This window comes from Pseudomonas sp. CFBP 13711, from assembly GCF_014842265.1.
In the GTDB taxonomy this organism is placed as follows: Bacteria; Pseudomonadota; Gammaproteobacteria; order Pseudomonadales; family Pseudomonadaceae; genus Aquipseudomonas.
In genome coordinates this window covers 113642-130097 of sequence record NZ_JACYVI010000003.1, presented here as the reverse complement: position 1 = coordinate 130097, position 16456 = coordinate 113642, and the positions used below count along the sequence as shown (strand labels likewise).

The 16456-nt window shown below is 64.1% G+C and carries 10 protein-coding genes; 9 read left to right on the top strand and 1 reads right to left on the bottom strand.

The genetic code is table 11. The features are described from left to right. Positions 1 to 55 precede the first annotated feature (55 nt). The 4 genes from IFT47_RS07655 to IFT47_RS07640 are packed head-to-tail and all read left to right on the top strand — an operon-like array spanning position 56 to position 8923. Positions 56 to 1156 (top strand): efflux RND transporter periplasmic adaptor subunit, encoded by a 1101-nt coding sequence (locus tag IFT47_RS07655; protein ID WP_244655918.1) that lies wholly within the window; start codon positions 56 to 58, stop codon positions 1154 to 1156. Then, positions 1153 to 4383 carry an efflux RND transporter permease subunit gene (locus IFT47_RS07650; protein WP_192172519.1) on the top strand — a complete coding sequence of 1077 codons (3231 nt, stop codon included), beginning with the start codon at positions 1153 to 1155 and terminating at the stop codon, positions 4381 to 4383. Before IFT47_RS07655 ends, IFT47_RS07650 begins: the two co-directional genes overlap by 4 nt. Further along, complete coding sequence (locus IFT47_RS07645; protein ID WP_192172520.1) at positions 4380 to 7487, top strand: efflux RND transporter permease subunit; 3108 nt, start codon at positions 4380 to 4382, stop codon at positions 7485 to 7487. The genes IFT47_RS07650 and IFT47_RS07645 overlap by 4 nt, the downstream gene beginning before the upstream one ends. A 17-nt stretch (positions 7488 to 7504) precedes the next feature. Next, positions 7505 to 8923: an efflux transporter outer membrane subunit gene (locus IFT47_RS07640; RefSeq protein ID WP_192172521.1), complete on the top strand. Its 1419-nt coding sequence runs from the start codon at positions 7505 to 7507 to the stop codon at positions 8921 to 8923. Between the two features lie 887 nt (positions 8924 to 9810). Here IFT47_RS07640 and IFT47_RS07635 read toward each other — a convergent pair. After that, the gene (locus IFT47_RS07635; RefSeq protein WP_192172522.1) at positions 9811 to 10812 is read right to left on the bottom strand and encodes a GntR family transcriptional regulator; all 1002 of its coding nucleotides are present in this window, start codon (positions 10810 to 10812) and stop codon (positions 9811 to 9813) included. Positions 10813 to 11144: 332 nt separating this feature from the next. On the opposite strand from IFT47_RS07635, the gene IFT47_RS07630 reads away from it, so the two are divergent. From IFT47_RS07630 to IFT47_RS07610, 5 genes are read left to right on the top strand one after another with little or no spacing between them, the layout of a single operon-like run. Continuing rightward, on the top strand, positions 11145 to 12557 hold the full coding sequence (locus IFT47_RS07630) for an amidase (RefSeq protein ID WP_192172523.1): 1413 nt from the start codon (positions 11145 to 11147) through the stop codon (positions 12555 to 12557). Continuing rightward, a complete protein-coding gene (locus tag IFT47_RS07625) occupies positions 12557 to 13438 on the top strand; it encodes a polysaccharide deacetylase family protein (RefSeq protein ID WP_192172524.1) in 882 nt (293 codons plus the stop codon). Before IFT47_RS07630 ends, IFT47_RS07625 begins: the two co-directional genes overlap by 1 nt. 27 nt (positions 13439 to 13465) lie before the next feature. Beyond that, positions 13466 to 14806: an MFS transporter gene (locus IFT47_RS07620; protein ID WP_192172525.1), complete on the top strand. Its 1341-nt coding sequence runs from the start codon at positions 13466 to 13468 to the stop codon at positions 14804 to 14806. A 38-nt stretch (positions 14807 to 14844) separates the two neighbouring features. Beyond that, the gene (locus tag IFT47_RS07615) at positions 14845 to 15606 is read left to right on the top strand and encodes an SDR family NAD(P)-dependent oxidoreductase (protein ID WP_192172526.1); all 762 of its coding nucleotides are present in this window, start codon (positions 14845 to 14847) and stop codon (positions 15604 to 15606) included. A gap of 60 nt (positions 15607 to 15666) precedes the next feature. Beyond that, entirely contained in the window at positions 15667 to 16413 is a 747-nt protein-coding gene (locus tag IFT47_RS07610; protein ID WP_192172527.1) for an SDR family NAD(P)-dependent oxidoreductase, read from the top strand. Positions 16414 to 16456 lie beyond the last annotated feature (43 nt).

Below are 16456 nucleotides of genomic sequence, written 5' to 3'. Positions count from 1 at the left end.
CGATGCTGGCGCGACTGTTTCCGCGGGACCCGGTGGTCGCCACGGTGGGCCGGGCATGGCGGACCCCAACGCAGCGGTCAGCGTCGCAGTGGGCACAGCCGGTACGGCGGACGTTCCGGTGATTCAGCAGGCGCTGGGCACGGTCGTTCCCAACTACTCGGTCACCGTGACCAGTCGGGTCGACGGTGAGCTGATGGCCGTGTATTTCACCGAGGGCCAGTACGTCAAGAAGGGCCAGTTGCTGGCGCAGATCGACCCCCGTGCCTACCAGGCCACCCTGGACCAATACCTGGGCGACATGGCCCAGAATCAGGCGCTGCTGAAAAGCGCGCAACTGACCGCCGAACGCTATAAGCGACTGTTCGCCAAGGACTCCCTCGCCAAGCAGGACCTGGACACGCAGATCGCCACCGTCGGCCAGTACGCCGGCGCCGTGAAGGCGGATCAGGGGCAGATCGATGCGGCGAAACTCAATCTGCTGTACGCGAAAATCGTCTCGCCAATTGATGGCTACGTCGGCCTGCGGCTGGTGGATCCGGGCAACATCGTGTCGTCCAGCAGCACCACCGGCATCGTCACCGTGACCCAGACCAACCCGATCGCCGTGACCTTCAGCCTGCCCCAGGCGCAATTGGCGACCCTGCTGCCCAAGGTCCGCAAGGGCGAGCCGCTGAGCGTGCAGGCCCTCGATCAGTTGGGCAACACGCCGCTGGCCAACGGCGCGCTGAAATTCATCAGCAACGAAATCGACACCACCACCGGCAGCATCAAACTGAAGGCGCTGTTCGATAACCCCGCCGAGAAGCTCTACCCCAACCAGTTCGTCAACGTGAAGCTGACCACCGACACCCTGCACAACGCCGTGGTGGTGCCGTCGGCCGCCGTGCAATTGAGCAGCGACGGCGAGTTTCTGTATGTGGTGAAAGACGGCAAGGTCGCCCGCCGCAGCGTCAAGGTCGGCCCGGTCTTCGGCGAGCAAACGGTGATCAGCCAGGGCGTGGACAAGGGCGATCAGGTCGTCACCCGAGGTATCGATCATTTGCGTGACGGCAGCACGGTGACCATTGAGGCGGACAAACCGGCCGGCGCGGATGTCGCCGCATCCAGAACCCCTGCCAGCGCCACGCAGCCGGCTGCCGGCAACGCTGCCCCATGAATCCTTCAAGACTGTTTATCCAGCGCCCGGTGGCAACGGTGCTGCTGATGCTCGCGGTGATGCTGGCCGGTATTTTCGCGTATCGCCTGCTGTCGACCTCGGCGCTGCCGGAAGTGGACTACCCGACCATCCAGGTCACCACGCTGTACCCCGGCGCCAGCTCCAGCGTGCTGGCCTCGGCGGTGACTGCGCCGCTGGAGCGCCAGTTGGGGCAGATGTCGGGGCTGGCGCAGATGTACTCGACCAGTTCGGCCGGGGCGTCGGTGATTACCCTGAAGTTCTCCCTGGACTTGTCGCTGGACGTCGCCGAACAGGAAGTGCAGGCGGCGATCAATGCCGCCGACAGCCTGCTGCCCACCGACCTGCCGAATCCGCCGACCTATAAGAAGGTCAACCCGGCCGACACCGCCGTGCTCACCCTCGCGGCGACATCGGACAGCCTGCCGCTGACCCGCGTGCAGGATCTGGTCAACACCCGTGTGGCGCTCAAGCTCTCGCAGATTTCCGGTGTCGGCATGGTCAGCCTGGCCGGCGGTCAGCAGCCCGCCGTGAAGATCGAAGTGAACCCCACCAGCCTGGCGGCCCACGGCCTGACCCTGGAAGATGTCTACGACAAGGTCAACGCCGCTAACGTCAATGGCTCCAAGGGTGGCTTCGATGGCCCGTCCCACTCCATCACCATCGACGCCAACGACCAGTTGCGCGATGCGGTTGAGTACGGCGAGCTGGTGCTGGCCTACGAGAACGGGGCGGCGCTGCGTCTGAAGGATGTCGCGACCACGTCCGAAGCGCCGCAGGATCAGTACCTGGGGGCCACGGCGAACGGGCAACCGGCGATTGTCATTGCGGTCCAGCGTCAGCCGGGGGCCAACGTCATCGACGTGGTCGACAGCATCAAGCAGAAGCTGGCGACCCTGCAAACGGCCTTGCCCGACTCGGTCAAGCTGACAGTCATCAGCGACCGCACCCAGACCATCCGCGCCTCGATCAAGGACGTGCAGATCGAGCTGTTGCTGTCCATCGGGCTGGTGGTGCTGGTGACCTTTGCGTTCCTCGGCAACTTCACCGCGACGCTGATCCCGAGCCTCGCGGTGCCGCTGTCGCTGATCGGCACCTTCGGCATCATGTACCTGGCCGGCTTCAGCGTGAACAACCTGACGCTGATGGCGCTGACCATCGCCACCGGTTTCGTCATCGACGACGCGATTGTGGTGGTGGAGAACATTTCCCGGCACCTGGAGGAGGGCGAAGAGCCCATGGCGGCGGCGCTGAAAGGCTCCCAGGAAATCGGCTTCACCATCATTTCCCTGACCTTCTCGCTGATTGCCGTACTGATCCCGCTGCTGTTCATGGGCGACGTGGTGGGTCGGCTGTTCCGCGAGTTCGCCATCACCCTGGCGGTGGCGATTCTGGTGTCGATGGTCGTGTCACTGACCCTTACGCCGATGCTCTGCGCGCACCTGTTGCGGCATGTGCCCGAAGGCGAAAAGGGCCGCTTCGCCGCCTGGGGCGATCGCCAGTATCAAAAGGTGCTGAACGGCTATGACCGGGGTCTGGTGTGGGTGCTCGATCACCAACGTCTCACGCTGCTGGTGGCCGTCGGCACCGTGGCGCTCACCGGCTTCCTTTATCTGGTGGTGCCGAAAGGGTTCTTTCCGACCCAGGACACCGGCCTGATTCAGGGCTTCACCCGTGCCTCCCAGGACGTTTCGTTCAGCGAGATGGCCCGTCGTCAGCAGGCGTTGGTGGAAGTGGTGCGTCAGGACCCGGCCGTGGAGTCGGTTTCGTCCACCATCGGCGTCGACGGCAGCAATGATTCGCTGAACAACGGCCGCCTGCAGATCGGCCTCAAGCCCTTCGACGACCGCGACGACACCGCGACTCAAGTCATCACCCGGCTTGAGAAATCCGCCAGCGCCGTGTCCGGCATTCAGCTGCATCTGGTGTCGTCCCAGGACCTGACCGTCGATGACCAACTGACCCCGAGCCAGTACCAGTTCACCCTCGACGACTCGGAGAGCGCGAATCTGTCGACGCTGACGCCCCGGCTGATCGAGAAATTGCAGCACCGCCCGGAAATGCGCGACGTCGTCGACAACCTGCAAGACCAGGGCCTGGTGGCGTACGTCGAGCTGAACCGGGCGGCCGCCATGCGCTACGGCATCAGCGCCTCCGACGTCGATACCGCGCTGTACAACGCCTTCGGCCAGCGGCTTATTTCGACCATTTTCACCCAGTCCAACCAGTACCGCGTGGTGTTGCAGGTGCCGGGGCAGTTCCAGCAATCCCTGGCGGCGTTCGACAACATCTACCTGGCGGCGGCGACCGGTTCTGCCACGACGACGGCCAGCACGACATCGGGCACGTCTTCGAGCACCTCCACCCAGAGCACGTCATCCAGTTCGACCACCACCACCGGCACCCCGGCGCAAATGGTGCGCCTGACGGACATCGCCAAGGTCGGCCAGCGCACCGGTTCGCTGTCCCTCAGCCGCCTGGACCAGTTCCCGGCCGTGACGGTGTCGTTCAACCTGGCAGACGGCTATTCCCTGGAGCAGGCGCAGCAGGCCATCAGCGAGGTGATGACCGAGCTGAATGCGCCGACCAGCATTACCCTGCGTTACCAGGGCGCGGCCGAAGCGTTTCAGACCGCCACGGGCAACACGCTGTGGCTGATCCTGGCGGCGCTGGTCACCATGTACATCGTGCTGGGCATGCTTTACGAGAGCTTCATCCATCCGGTGACGATTCTTTCGACGCTGCCCTCGGCGGCGATCGGCGCCTTGCTGGCGCTGCTGCTGACCGGCACCGAATTCAGCCTGATCGCGCTGATCGGCGTGGTGCTGTTGATCGGGATCGTGAAGAAGAACGCGATCATGATGATCGACTTCGCCCTGGAGGGTCGCCAGCATCAGCGCCTCAACGCCCGGGACGCCATTCACCGGGCCGCGCTGCTGCGCTTGCGGCCGATTCTGATGACCACGCTGGCGGCGCTGTTCGGCGCGCTGCCGCTGATGCTCGCCACGGGGGCCGGAGCTGAACTGCGTCGGCCGCTGGGGCTGGTGATCGTCGGCGGGCTGTTGCTCAGCCAGGTGCTGACGCTGTTCACCACGCCGGTGATCTACCTGATGTTTGATCGTCTGTCCGAGCGGGCCAGGGCACGCTTCACGCGGGGCGGCAATCGGGGCAGCACCCGGAATGGCGATCAGGGCAGTGCGCGGCCATGAATCTGTCTCGGCTGTTTATCCGCCGTCCGGTGGCGACGCTGTTGCTGAGCCTGAGCATCACCCTGGCCGGCATTCTCGGTTACACGCTGTTGCCGGTGGCGCCGCTGCCCCAGGTGGATTTCCCGACGATCATGGTCAGCGCCTCGCTGCCCGGTGCCAGCCCGGAAACCATGGCCGCCACGGTGGCCACGCCGCTGGAGCGCAGTCTCGGGCAGATCGCCGGTATCACCGAGATGACGTCCACCAGCAGCCAGGGATCGACCACGTTGATTCTGCAGTTCGAACTGGATCGCGACATCAATGGCGCCGCCCGGGATGTGCAGGCGGGCATCAACGCCGCGCGCAGTCTGCTGCCCAGTTCGATGCCGTCGCTGCCCACGTACCGCAAAGCCAATCCGTCCGAGGCGCCGGTATTGATGCTGGCGCTGACCTCATCGACACGCAGCCCCGGCGAGCTCTACGACCTGGCCTACAGCAAGTTGCAGCAGAAGATCGCCCAGGTGAACGGGGTGGGCGAGGTGTCGGTGCGGGGCGGCGCCTTGCCGGCCGTGCGCATCGACGTTCAGCCCAACCTGCTCAACCACGCTGGCATTTCCCTGGAGGCCGTGCGGCAGACGATCAACGACGCCACCAAGGCCAAGCCCAAGGGCATTCTCCAAGGGGAAGGGCAGAGCTGGGTCATCGACGGTAATGACCAGATCGACAAGGCCGCCGATTACCAGGACCTGGTCATCACCTACCAGAACGGCGCTGCCGTGCGGTTGCGCGATGTGGCCAACGTCTACGATTCGGTGGAAGACACCTTCGTCGGCGGCTATTACAACGGCCAGCCCTCGGTGACGCTGGGGGTGACCCGCCAGGCCGGCGCCAACATGCTCAAGACCATCGACAGCATCAAGGCGCTGATGCCCGAGTTGCAGCGGGAAATTCCCGGTGATGTGCAACTGATCAGCGTCATCGACCGCGGTCCCACCGTGCGTTCGTCCCTGCATGACACCGAAGAAACCCTGCTGATCGCCACCTTGCTAGTGATTGCCGTGGTCTTCGTGTTTTTGCGCAACCTGCGCGCGACGCTGATTCCGGCGGTGGTGCTGCCGGTGTCGCTGATTGGCACCTGCTCGATCATGTACCTGCTGGGTTATAGCCTCGACAACCTGTCGCTGATGGCGTTGATCATTTGCACCGGTTTTGTGGTGGATGACGCGATCGTGGTGCTGGAAAACATCGCCCGCTATCAGGAGCAGGGCATGCGTCCGCTGCGTGCGGCACTGATGGGCACCCGTGAAGTCGGTTTCACGGTGCTGTCCATGACCCTGTCGCTGATCGCGGTGTTCATTCCGATCCTGCTGATGGGCAGCATTGTCGGGCGGCTGTTCCGGGAGTTCGCGGTGACCTTGAGCATCGCGCTGGGCCTGTCGATGCTGGTATCCCTGAGCCTGACCCCGGTGCTGTGTGTCCTGCTGCTGCGCCAGCCCGCCCATGACGCCCGCGAGCCGCGGTTTTATCGCTGGATTGAAGCTGGCATTGCGCGGATGCAGGGCGCCTATCTCACGGCATTGGCCTGGGTCATGCGCCATCGGCTGTTGACCATGTTCAGCCTGCTGCTGACCGTGGGGCTCAACGTGTACCTGTACGCCACGGTGCCAAAGGGGTTTTTCCCGGCCCAGGACACCGGCGTGCTGATGGGCGCCGTGCGGGCTGACCAGAACATCTCCTTTCAGGCGCTCAAGCCGCATTTGCTGCAGATCGCCCATGACCTGGCGGCCGATCCCGACGTCGAGGCGGTGATGTCGTCGACCGGCAGCGGGCGGGCCGGGTCGCGCAACACCGGCGACTTCTTCATTCGGCTCAAGGACTACAAGCAGCGCACCAGCAGCGCCGCAGCGGTGGCGAACCGGCTGACGCGGGCGAACAACAAGGTGGCGGGGATTCAGGTGTTTCTGATGCCCGCCGAGGACATTCGTGTGGGCGGGCGCAGCGCCAACGCCACCTACCAGTTCAGCCTGCAGGCGGATGATCTGGACCTGCTGCGGGTGTGGGAACCGAAGGTCGAGGCGGCGCTGCGGGCATTGCCGCAACTGACCGGTATCGACTCGGACTCCCAGACCGGCGGCCAGGAGATGAAACTGCACATCGACCGTGCCGCCGCGAGCCGGCTGGGAGTCAGCGTCAGCGACATCGACAACCTGCTGAACAACGCCTACAGCCAGCGGCAGGTGGCGACCTTGTACAAAACGTTGAACCAGTACCACGTCATCATGGGCCTGGACCCGGTGTACACCCAGGACGCGACGATGCTCGACCGCATGTACGTGATCAACGCCGATAACCAGCAAGTGCCGCTGACCGCGTTTGCTACCTTCAGTCCGGACAATGCGCCGCTGGCCGTGGCGCATCAGGGTCAATCGGCGACCAGCACCATCGCCTTCAACCTGCAGGACGGCGTCTCTCTGGAGCAGGCCACGGCGGCCATTAATGCGGCCGTCGACAAGGTCGGCTTGCCCCGGGACATCCAGTACGGTTTTGCCGGGACAGCTCAGGCTTACGCCGCACTCGCCGCCAGCATGCCGTGGTTGATCGGGGCGGCCTTGCTCGCGGTGTACATCGTGCTAGGGGTGTTGTACGAAAGTTACATCCACCCGCTGACGATTCTGTCGACCTTGCCGTCGGCGGGGGTCGGCGCGTTGCTGCTGCTCAAGGCGGTGAACATGCAACTGACGGTCATCGCCCTGATCGGCATTCTGTTGCTGATCGGCATCGTCAAAAAGAACGCCATCATGATGATCGACTTCGCCCTGATGGCCGAGCGCGACCGCAAGATGTCGCCTGAGCAAGCCATCATTGAAGCCTGTCGCATGCGCTTCCGGCCCATCATGATGACCACGCTCGCCGCCTTTTTCGGCGCTTTGCCACTGGCCCTCGGCAGCGGCGGCGACGCCGACCTGCGCAAGCCGCTGGGCGTAGCGATTGCCGGCGGCCTGGTGCTGAGCCAGTTGCTGACCCTGTTTACCACCCCGGTGGTGTACCTCTATCTCGATCGCCTGAGCCGTTCTTCGCGGCGTTTCTGGCACACGCGTATCCGCCGCACTCACGTGCCCGGCTGACTGACAAGGTTGAATGAATGAACGCTGCGCTGCCGTCCCGTCTGTCCATCGCTCTGCTGCTGACCGGCACCCTGTTGACGGGCTGCATGGTTGGGCCTGACTACCAGAAACCCAGTGCGCCGATCTCCGCCACCTTCAAGGAAGCCCAGGGCTGGAAGGCGGCGAGCCCCCAGGACGAGTTGCCCAAGGGACCGTGGTGGGCGCTTTATCAGGACCCGCAACTGGATGCGCTGGTGTCCCAGGTGCAGCTCAATAACCAGAACGTCGCGGTCTACGCCGCGCAATACCAACAGGCCCTGGCGCTGGTGCGTCAGTCCCGCGCCGAAGAATTTCCGACGTTGACCGGCACCGGGGCGAGCAGCCGCAGCGAGTCCGCCAGCGGCTCGTCGTCCAGCGGGGCAGGGGGTGTGAGCAAGGTGCATTCGGCCACCCTGGACCTGAGTTGGGAGGCTGACATCTGGGGCAGACTGCGCCGCACCAACGAACAGGACCGCGCCAGTGCACAGGCCAGCGCGGCCGATCTGGCCAACGCCACTCTCAGCGCGCAATCGTCCCTGGCGCAGGATTACTTCCAGCTGCGCCTGCTGGACCGGCGTATCACGCTGTACCGCGAGACTATTGCCGGCTACGAGCGCTACCTGCAAATCATCCAGAACAAGTACGACGAGCAGATCTCGTCGCGGGCCGATCTGGCGACGGGCAAAACCCAATTGCAGAGCGCTCAGGCCTCGATGCTCGACTTGCAGTGGCAGCGCGCCCAGTACGAGCACGCCATCGCTTTGCTGATGGGCAAACCGCCGGCGGACTTCTCCCTCGCCGCAGACCCGGCCTGGCAGTACCACGTGCCCGGCGTGCCGTTGGGTGTGCCCAGTCGCTTGCTGGAACGTCGCCCGGACATCGCCGCCGCCGAACGGCAAATGGCCGCCGCCAACGCTGCGGTCGGGGTGGCAACGGCGGCGTATTACCCGGACCTGACGCTGAGCGCCAGCGGCGGCTACCAGAGTTCCACCCTGAGCAACCTGTTCTCGCTGCCCAACCGCTTCTGGTCGATCGGCCCGAGCCTGACCGGCACGATTCTCGATTTTGGCGCCACCCGTGCCAGCGTCGAACAGGCCCGTCATTCCTACGACGCCACCGTCGCGACCTATCGCCAGACCGTGCTGACCGGTCTGGGCGAAGTCGAGGATTACCTGGTCGAACTGCGCACCCTGGAGCCTGAGCTGGAAGCCCGACGCAATTCCGCGCAGTCGGCGGAAGATTCCGCAGCGGTGAGTCGCGATCAGTACGAAGCCGGCGTCATCGACTACCTCGACGTCGCCACCACCCAGGCCACCAGCCTGAACGAACGCCAGACCCTGCTCAATCTGGTCGCCACGCAGTTGATCACCAGTGTTCAGCTGCAGGCAGCGCTGGGTGGGTCGTGGGTGACAGAGTGATTTCAGGCGGGTGCTGCTGATTCGGTGTCGGCTGCTTTTGATTGGTAGGACCGGCTTCAGCCGGGAAGGGACCGGTGCGTTCGCCATCAATTTTGCAGTGTTGCACCCGACGCCTTCCCGGCTAAAGCCAGTCCCACTAAAGGGACGCGGTGTGTCAGTGGCGGATGCTGTTGATCTCAGTGGGACCGGCTTCAGCCGGGAAGGGGCCGGTGTGGACGCCATCAATTGCAGTGTTGCACCCGACGCCTTCCCGGCTGAAGCCGGTCCCACTGAGAGCATGCGTTTTGCCTGCACCACCCAGCAACTTCCCGTCTAAAGCCAGTCCCACTAAACACGTGCGGTGTGTCGGTGGCGGATGCTGTTGATCTCAGTGGGACCGGCTTCAGCCGGGAAGAGGCCGGTGTGTGCGCCATCAATTTTGCAGTGTTGCACCCGACGCCTTCCCGGCTAAAGCCAGTCCCACTAAAGGGACGCGGTGTGTCAGTGGCGGATGCTGTTGATCTCAGTGGGACCGGCTTCAGCCGGGAAGGGGCCGGTGTGGACGCCATCAATTTTGCAGTGTTGCACCTGACGCCTTCCCGGCTAAAGCCGGTCCCACTAAACACGTGCGGTGTGTCAGTGGCGGATGCTTTTGATCTCAGTGGGACCGGCTTCAGCCGGGAAGAGGCCGGTGTGGACGCCATCAATTTTGCGGTGTTGCACCCGACGTCTTCCCGGCTAAAGCCAGTACCACTAAACACGTGCGGTGTGTCAGTGGCGGATGCTTTTGATCTCAGTGGGACCGGCTTCAGCCGGGAAGAGGCCGGTGCGTACGCCATCAATTTTGAGGTGTTGCACCTGACGCCTTCCCGGCTAAAGCCGGTCCTGCTCTGCGCATTCCCGCTTCTTCAGCTGAGTCGGGTCAGATACGCCGGGACGGGCTGTTCAGGCAGTACCGACAAGACTTTCAGCCGCTGCAGCATCCGCTGACGGGCACGGTTGAGGTGTTCCTTGAGGTTCAGCGCGGCCGCATCAAACGCGCCGTGCAGCAGTAATTCGAGGATCAACCGATGCTCGGCGAGCATCGCTTCGTCGGGGCCGATGCCCAACTGACTGTAGAAAATCCGGCTGATGATCATCGGGCTCTGGCCCTGGCGGATCAGCGTCGCAATCTTGCGGTTGCTGATGCCCGCCAGGCAGTGGTGATGCAGGTCTTCTTCCAGTCGCTCGATGTCTGCCAGGCTGCACTGCGGATTGTTCTGCGCGGCTTCAACGCGCGCGAGCATGGCGGCCAGGTCGTCCCGGCTCAGGATTGGCGCGGTCTGGCGCAGTGCTTCTGGCTCGAGGCAGGCCCGCAGCTCGTAATCCTCGGTCACTTCCCGAGCGGTAAGCGGCCCGGCCAGCCACTGGGAGTAAGGCTCCTTCTCCACCAGCCCCCGGTCACGCAAACGCATCAGCGCCTCGCGCACCACGGCCCGGCTGACGCCATAGTGCTCGGCGGCAATTTGCTCATCGAGCCGGTAATGACCGAACGCGATACAGGTCGATAACGCCGCACCGATTTCCTCGAAAATCCGTTCGCCGAGGGGACGCGTGTCCACCAGCTCTTCACTGCTATCGAGGCCCAATTGATGGTGGGTCAGGGCCAGGCGCACTGGCTGTACGTCGTTGCCGTTGGGATTGACCAGATAACCGCGCCCATCAAACCGACTGATCAGGCCTTCTCCATGGAGCATATCCAGCGCCCGACGCACCGGCACCCGACTGGTGCCGAACAGCTCTGCCAGCGGCGCTTCGAGCAGCACCAATCCTTCAACCACGTCACCGTTGACGATGGCATCGCGCAGGACCTGTCGGATCGTGGCGTAGCGGGACGCGGTGCGGGAATCCTCGGCGGACATCGATTTCATACACTTCTCGGAAGGCGGGCGGCGATTCTCGCACAAGACAGCGCGTCACTGCGGGACACGGCAGAACGCACGGTATTGGAGCTGTTGTTACTTTTCTACACTAAAACGTACCTTTGCATAACTATCCATCCTTGATGGCATAGCTGTGATGACGCTTACAGTCCTGCGCACCACCTCGTGCTTTAAAATTGGACGAGGTATCTAGCCCGGGGCTCTTGGCCCGCATGCCCACGCAATCATCGCTCCGCGAATCAAGGTACTCAGACTCTGGCACGCTTTCTGCCTTTAAGAAATGTACATTCTCCGAATATGTACATTAAAGGGTAGATGAAATGTCCGACGCTCGCTTCCCGGATCCGACACTCGCCGATGCGCTGGCAATGGCCGAAGCGTTCGCCAACGGGACGAACGACCCGGTGCAGGCCCTGGACGCAGCGCTGGCGAAGGCTGCCGCCGTCGATGACGTGTTCATCTCTTTCTCCACTCCCCGGGCACGCCGCGAAGCAGAAGCCTCGGCGGCACGCTGGAAGGCCGGGCAACCGGCGAGCGCTCTGGACGGCGTGCCCATCGCCTGGAAAGACTTGTTTGACCTCGCTGGCAGCCCGACCACCGCCGGCGCCGCGTTGCGCCGTGAATACGCGCCGGTGCTGCTGGATGCGCAGAGCGTCGGCCTGCTGTCACGGGCCGGGATGGTCAGTGTCGGCAAAACCAACCTCAGTGAATTCGCCTACTCGGGTCTGGGCCTGAACCCCCATTTCGGCACGCCGCATAATCCCCTCGGGCATGACCAGCCGCGCATTCCCGGCGGTTCGTCGTCAGGCTCCGCGGTGGCAGTTGCAGCGGGTATTGTGCCCATCGCCATGGGCACCGACACGGCCGGCTCGATCCGCATTCCGGCTGCCTTCAACGGCCTGGTGGGCTTTCGAAGCAGTTGCCGCCGCTACAGCCGCGACGGGGTCTTCCCCCTTGCGCACACCCTCGACAGCCTCGGCCCGCTGACCCGCAGCGTGCGCGATGCGGTCGCCATTGACGACATCCTGCGGGGTCGCACAAAACCGACCTCTTTGCTGCCGCGCCCGTTGGCCGGTCAGCGGTTCCGGGTCGATCAGGCTGTTCTTGAGGACGACCGCGTCGAGCCATCGGTGCGGGACAACCTGCTGCGCTGTGTGAGCGCGATGCAGGCCCAGGGCGCGCTGATCGAGGTGCGTCCTTCGCCGGCGTTTCAAGCCGCCCTTGATCTCATTCAGCAGCAAGGCTGGCTCGGCGCGGCAGAAGCTTTCGCCCTGCATCAGCCCTTGCTCGACAGCGAGGCGGCCGCGCAACTCGACCCTCGCGTACGACGCCGGCTTGAAGCGGCGCGGGCATTTCCGGCCAGCCACTTGATCAACCTCTACAGCGCTCGCGAGCGGCTGCAACAACAGATGAGCGACGAACTCGATGGCGCCTTTCTGATCACCCCGAGCGTGGCCCATGTGGCGCCGCCGCTTGCGCCGTTGCTGAGCGACGACGACCTGTTTACCCGCACCAACCTGGGCACGTTGCGCCTGACCATGCCGGGCAGTCTGCTGGACATGCCGGGCGTGTCGCTGCCCAGTGGCTGCGACGCCCTTGGCCTGCCCACCGGCCTGTTGATCAGCGCGCCCAGTGGTGAAGACTCACGTTTATTGCGCGCAGCGTTGGCCGTTGAAGCCGCGTTGCGCACGTCCCGAAACCAAGGATCCGATAACTCCGCTGGAGAACGATGATGGCTAAAGAAATTCTGTGCGCCTTCGGTGTCGACGTAGACGCCGTGGCAGGCTGGTTGGGTTCGTACGGTGGCGAGGATTCGCCGGATGACATTTCCCGTGGCCTGTTCGCGGGGGAGGTTGGTGCGCCGCGCCTGCTCAAGCTGTTCGAGCGCTACGGCCTGCGCACCACCTGGTTCGTGCCCGGTCACTCGATGGAGACCTTTCCCGAGCAGATGAAGGCCGTGTTCGACGCCGGTCACGAAATCGGGGTCCACGGCTACAGCCACGAAAACCCGATCGCCATGACGCCCGAGCAGGAAGAAATCGTCCTCGACAAATCCATCGAGCTGATCACCCAGATGACCGGCAAACGCCCGACCGGCTACGTCGCGCCGTGGTGGGAGTTCAGCAAGGTGACCAACGAGTTGCTGCTCAAGAAAGGCATCAAGTACGACCACAGCCTGATGCACAACGACTTCCATCCGTACTACGTGCGCGTGGGCGACAGCTGGACCAAGATCGATTACACCCAGCACCCCGACACCTGGATGAAACCGCTGGTGCGCGGTGAGGAAACCGATCTGGTGGAGATTCCGGCGAACTGGTACCTCGACGACCTGCCGCCGATGATGTTCATCAAAAAGGCGCCCAACAGCCACGGCTTCGTCAACCCGCGCCATCTGGAAGAGATGTGGCGCGATCAGTTCGACTGGGTCTACCGCGAGCACGAACACGCCGTGTTCACCATGACCATTCACCCGGACGTCTCCGGGCGCCCGCAAGTGCTGCTGATGCTGGAGCGTCTGATCGAGCACATCCAGAGCCACGCCGGGGTCAAGTTCGTCACCTTCGACGAAATCGCCGACGACTTCGTCCGCCGTAACCCGCGCCACAGCTGATAGCCCCTTCATTCCGAGGCGTGACCCATGTCCATTTACAACAAGCTTGATCTGACCGGCTGGAAACCCCGGCAACTGACTTCCGAAGAAGTCCGCTACGCCACCTGGATCGCGTTCTTCGCGTGGGTCTTTGCGGTGTACGACTTCATCCTGTTCGGCACCTTGCTGCCGGAAATCGGCCGGCACTTTCAGTGGGGCGAAGCGGAGCAGGCGGAAATCGCCACCTGGGCCGCGGTCGGCACGGCGGTCATCGCGCTGGCCATCGGTCCGTTGGTGGATCGCCTCGGCCGGCGCATGGGCATCATTTTCACGGTGACCGGTTCCGCGATCTGCTCGGCGCTGACGGCGCTGGGCGGGTCATGGGGCAAATCGCCGTTGATCCTGATCCGATCTTTGAGCGGGCTGGGTTACGCCGAAGAAACCGTTAACGCGACCTACCTCAGCGAAATCTATGCGGCGTCGGAAGACCCGAGACTGGCCAAACGCCGTGGCTTCATCTACAGCCTGGTGCAAGGCGGCTGGCCGGTCGGTGCGCTGATCGCTGCAGGCCTGACCGCCGTGCTGCTGCCGGTCATCGGCTGGCAGGGCTGCTTCGTCTTCGCCGCCATCCCTGCGCTGGTGATTGCGTTCATGGCGCGCAAGCTCAAGGAAAGCCCGCAGTTCCAGATTCACCAGCGCATCACCCAGTTGCGCAAGGCCGGCGACGCCGAGCAGGCCAAACAAGTGGCGATGACCTACGGCGTGGATTACGAAGAGCATCGCACCGCCGGCATCGGCGCAGCGTTCCGTGGCACCTCGCGCCGGGCGACCCTGGTGATCGGCGCGGCGATCCTGCTCAACTGGGCGGCGATTCAGGTGTTCAGCGTGCTGGGCACCTCGGTCATCGTCAGCGTTCACCACATCTCCTTCGAGAATTCGCTGATCATCCTGGTGCTGTCGAACCTGGTGGGCTACTGCGGCTACCTCAGCCACGGCTGGATGGGCGACAAGATCGGCCGGCGCAACGTCATCGGCCTGGGCTGGATGCTCGGCGGTCTGTCGTTCACCGGCATGCTGTTCGGCCCCAGCAACATGCCCACGGTGGTCGGCCTGTACAGCCTCGGGCTGTTCTTCCTGATCGGTCCGTATTCCGCCGCCCTGTTTTTCATCAGCGAAAGCTTCCCGACCAGCATCCGCGCCACCGGTGGCGCGATCATCCACGCCATGGGCCCGATTGGCGCCGTGGTCGCCGGTTTTGGCGCGACCTCGGTCCTGAGTGCCGGCGGCGACTGGCAGACCTCGGCGCTGTATTTCGGTGCCGTGCCGTGCTTTCTGTCCGGCGTGTTGATGTTCGCCGCCCGCCACGTGCGCCCCGAAACCGTCCAATAGCAACCGTCCCATAGAAACCGTCCAATAAGGAACTGAACATGATTCGCAGAGTAGCGTTGATTACCGGGGCCGCCAGCGGGATCGGCCAGGCCCTGGCGGTGGCTTTCGCGCACAAGGGCGTCGCGGTGGTGGGCGGCTATTACCCGGCCGACCCCCATGACCCGGAGATCACCGCGCAGCTGGTCGCGGGAGCGGGTGGCGAATGCCTGATGGCGGAGCTGGACGTCACTCAAACGGCCTCGGTTGACGCCCTGGCCGAGCAGGCCATCAGCCGCTTCGGCCGCATCGATTACGCCGTCGCCAATGCCGGACTGCTGCGCCGCGCGCCGTTGCTGGAGATGACCGACGCGCGCTGGAACGAGATGCTCGATGTCGATCTCACCGGCGTGATGCGCACCTTCCGCGCGGCGGCTCGGCACATGGGCGAGGGCGGCTCGATGGTGGCGATTTCGTCGATTGCCGGGGGCGTCTATGGCTGGCAGGACCACGCCCACTACGCTGCGGCCAAAGCCGGGGTGCCGGGGCTGTGCCGTTCGCTGGCGGTGGAACTGGCGCCCCGGGGGATTCGCTGCAACGCGGTGATTCCGGGTTTGATCGAGACACCGCAATCGCTGGACAGTAAAAACTCACTCGGGCCCGAGGGCCTCGCCAAAGCGGCCCGTGCCATCCCGCTGGGCCGTGTCGGCCGGGCCGATGAAGTCGCTTCGCTGGTGCGATTCCTGTGCAGCGAGGAGTCCAGTTATCTCACCGGGCAAAGCATCGTCATCGATGGCGGCCTGACCGTGCGGTGGCCGGAGTAGGGCGCAGCGCTGATCCGCTGTTGATCGCGCTACAGGCGCTGGACTGAAAGAGGAAACACCATGCAACTGAAAAACAAGCGCGCTGTGATCACGGGCGCCGGCAGCGGGATCGGTGCTGCCATCGCCCGCGCGTTCGCCGAGCAGGGCGCGCGGCTGGTCCTGGCCGACCGCGACGCCGTCACCCTGGCGAACACCGCCCGGCACTGCCGCGAGTTGGGCGTCGAGGTGGTCGAAAGCGTCGCCGATGTCGGCACCGTCGAGGGCGCGCAGGCCGGTGTCGATACCTGCGTCGAGCACTTTGGCGGCATCGATATTCTGGTCAACAACGCCGGGATGCTGACCCAGGCGCGCTGTGTCGACCTGACCCTGGACATGTGGAATGACATGCTGCGCGTGGACCTGACCAGCGTGTTCATCGCCAGTCAGCGCGCCTTGCCGCACATGCTGGCGCAGCGCTGGGGACGCATCATCAACGTCGCGTCACAGTTGGGCATCAAGGGTGGCGCCGAGCTGACCCACTACGCCGCGGCCAAGGCCGGGGTGATTGGCTTCAGCAAATCCCTTGCTTTGGAAGTGGCCAAGGACAACGTGCTGGTCAACGCCATCGCGCCGGGGCCGATCGAGACGCCGCTGGTGGCCGGTATCAGCAGCGCCTGGAAAACCGCCAAGGCGGCCGAGCTGCCCCTGGGGCGCTTTGGCTTGGCGGAAGAAGTGGCGCCCGTCGCGGTGCTGCTCGCCAGCGAGCCCGGCGGCAATCTGTTCGTCGGCCAGACCCTGGGGCCGAATTCCGGTGATGTGATGCCGTGATGCCCAAGTACAAAGAACAGAGCCGCGAATAAAACAGGAGCGA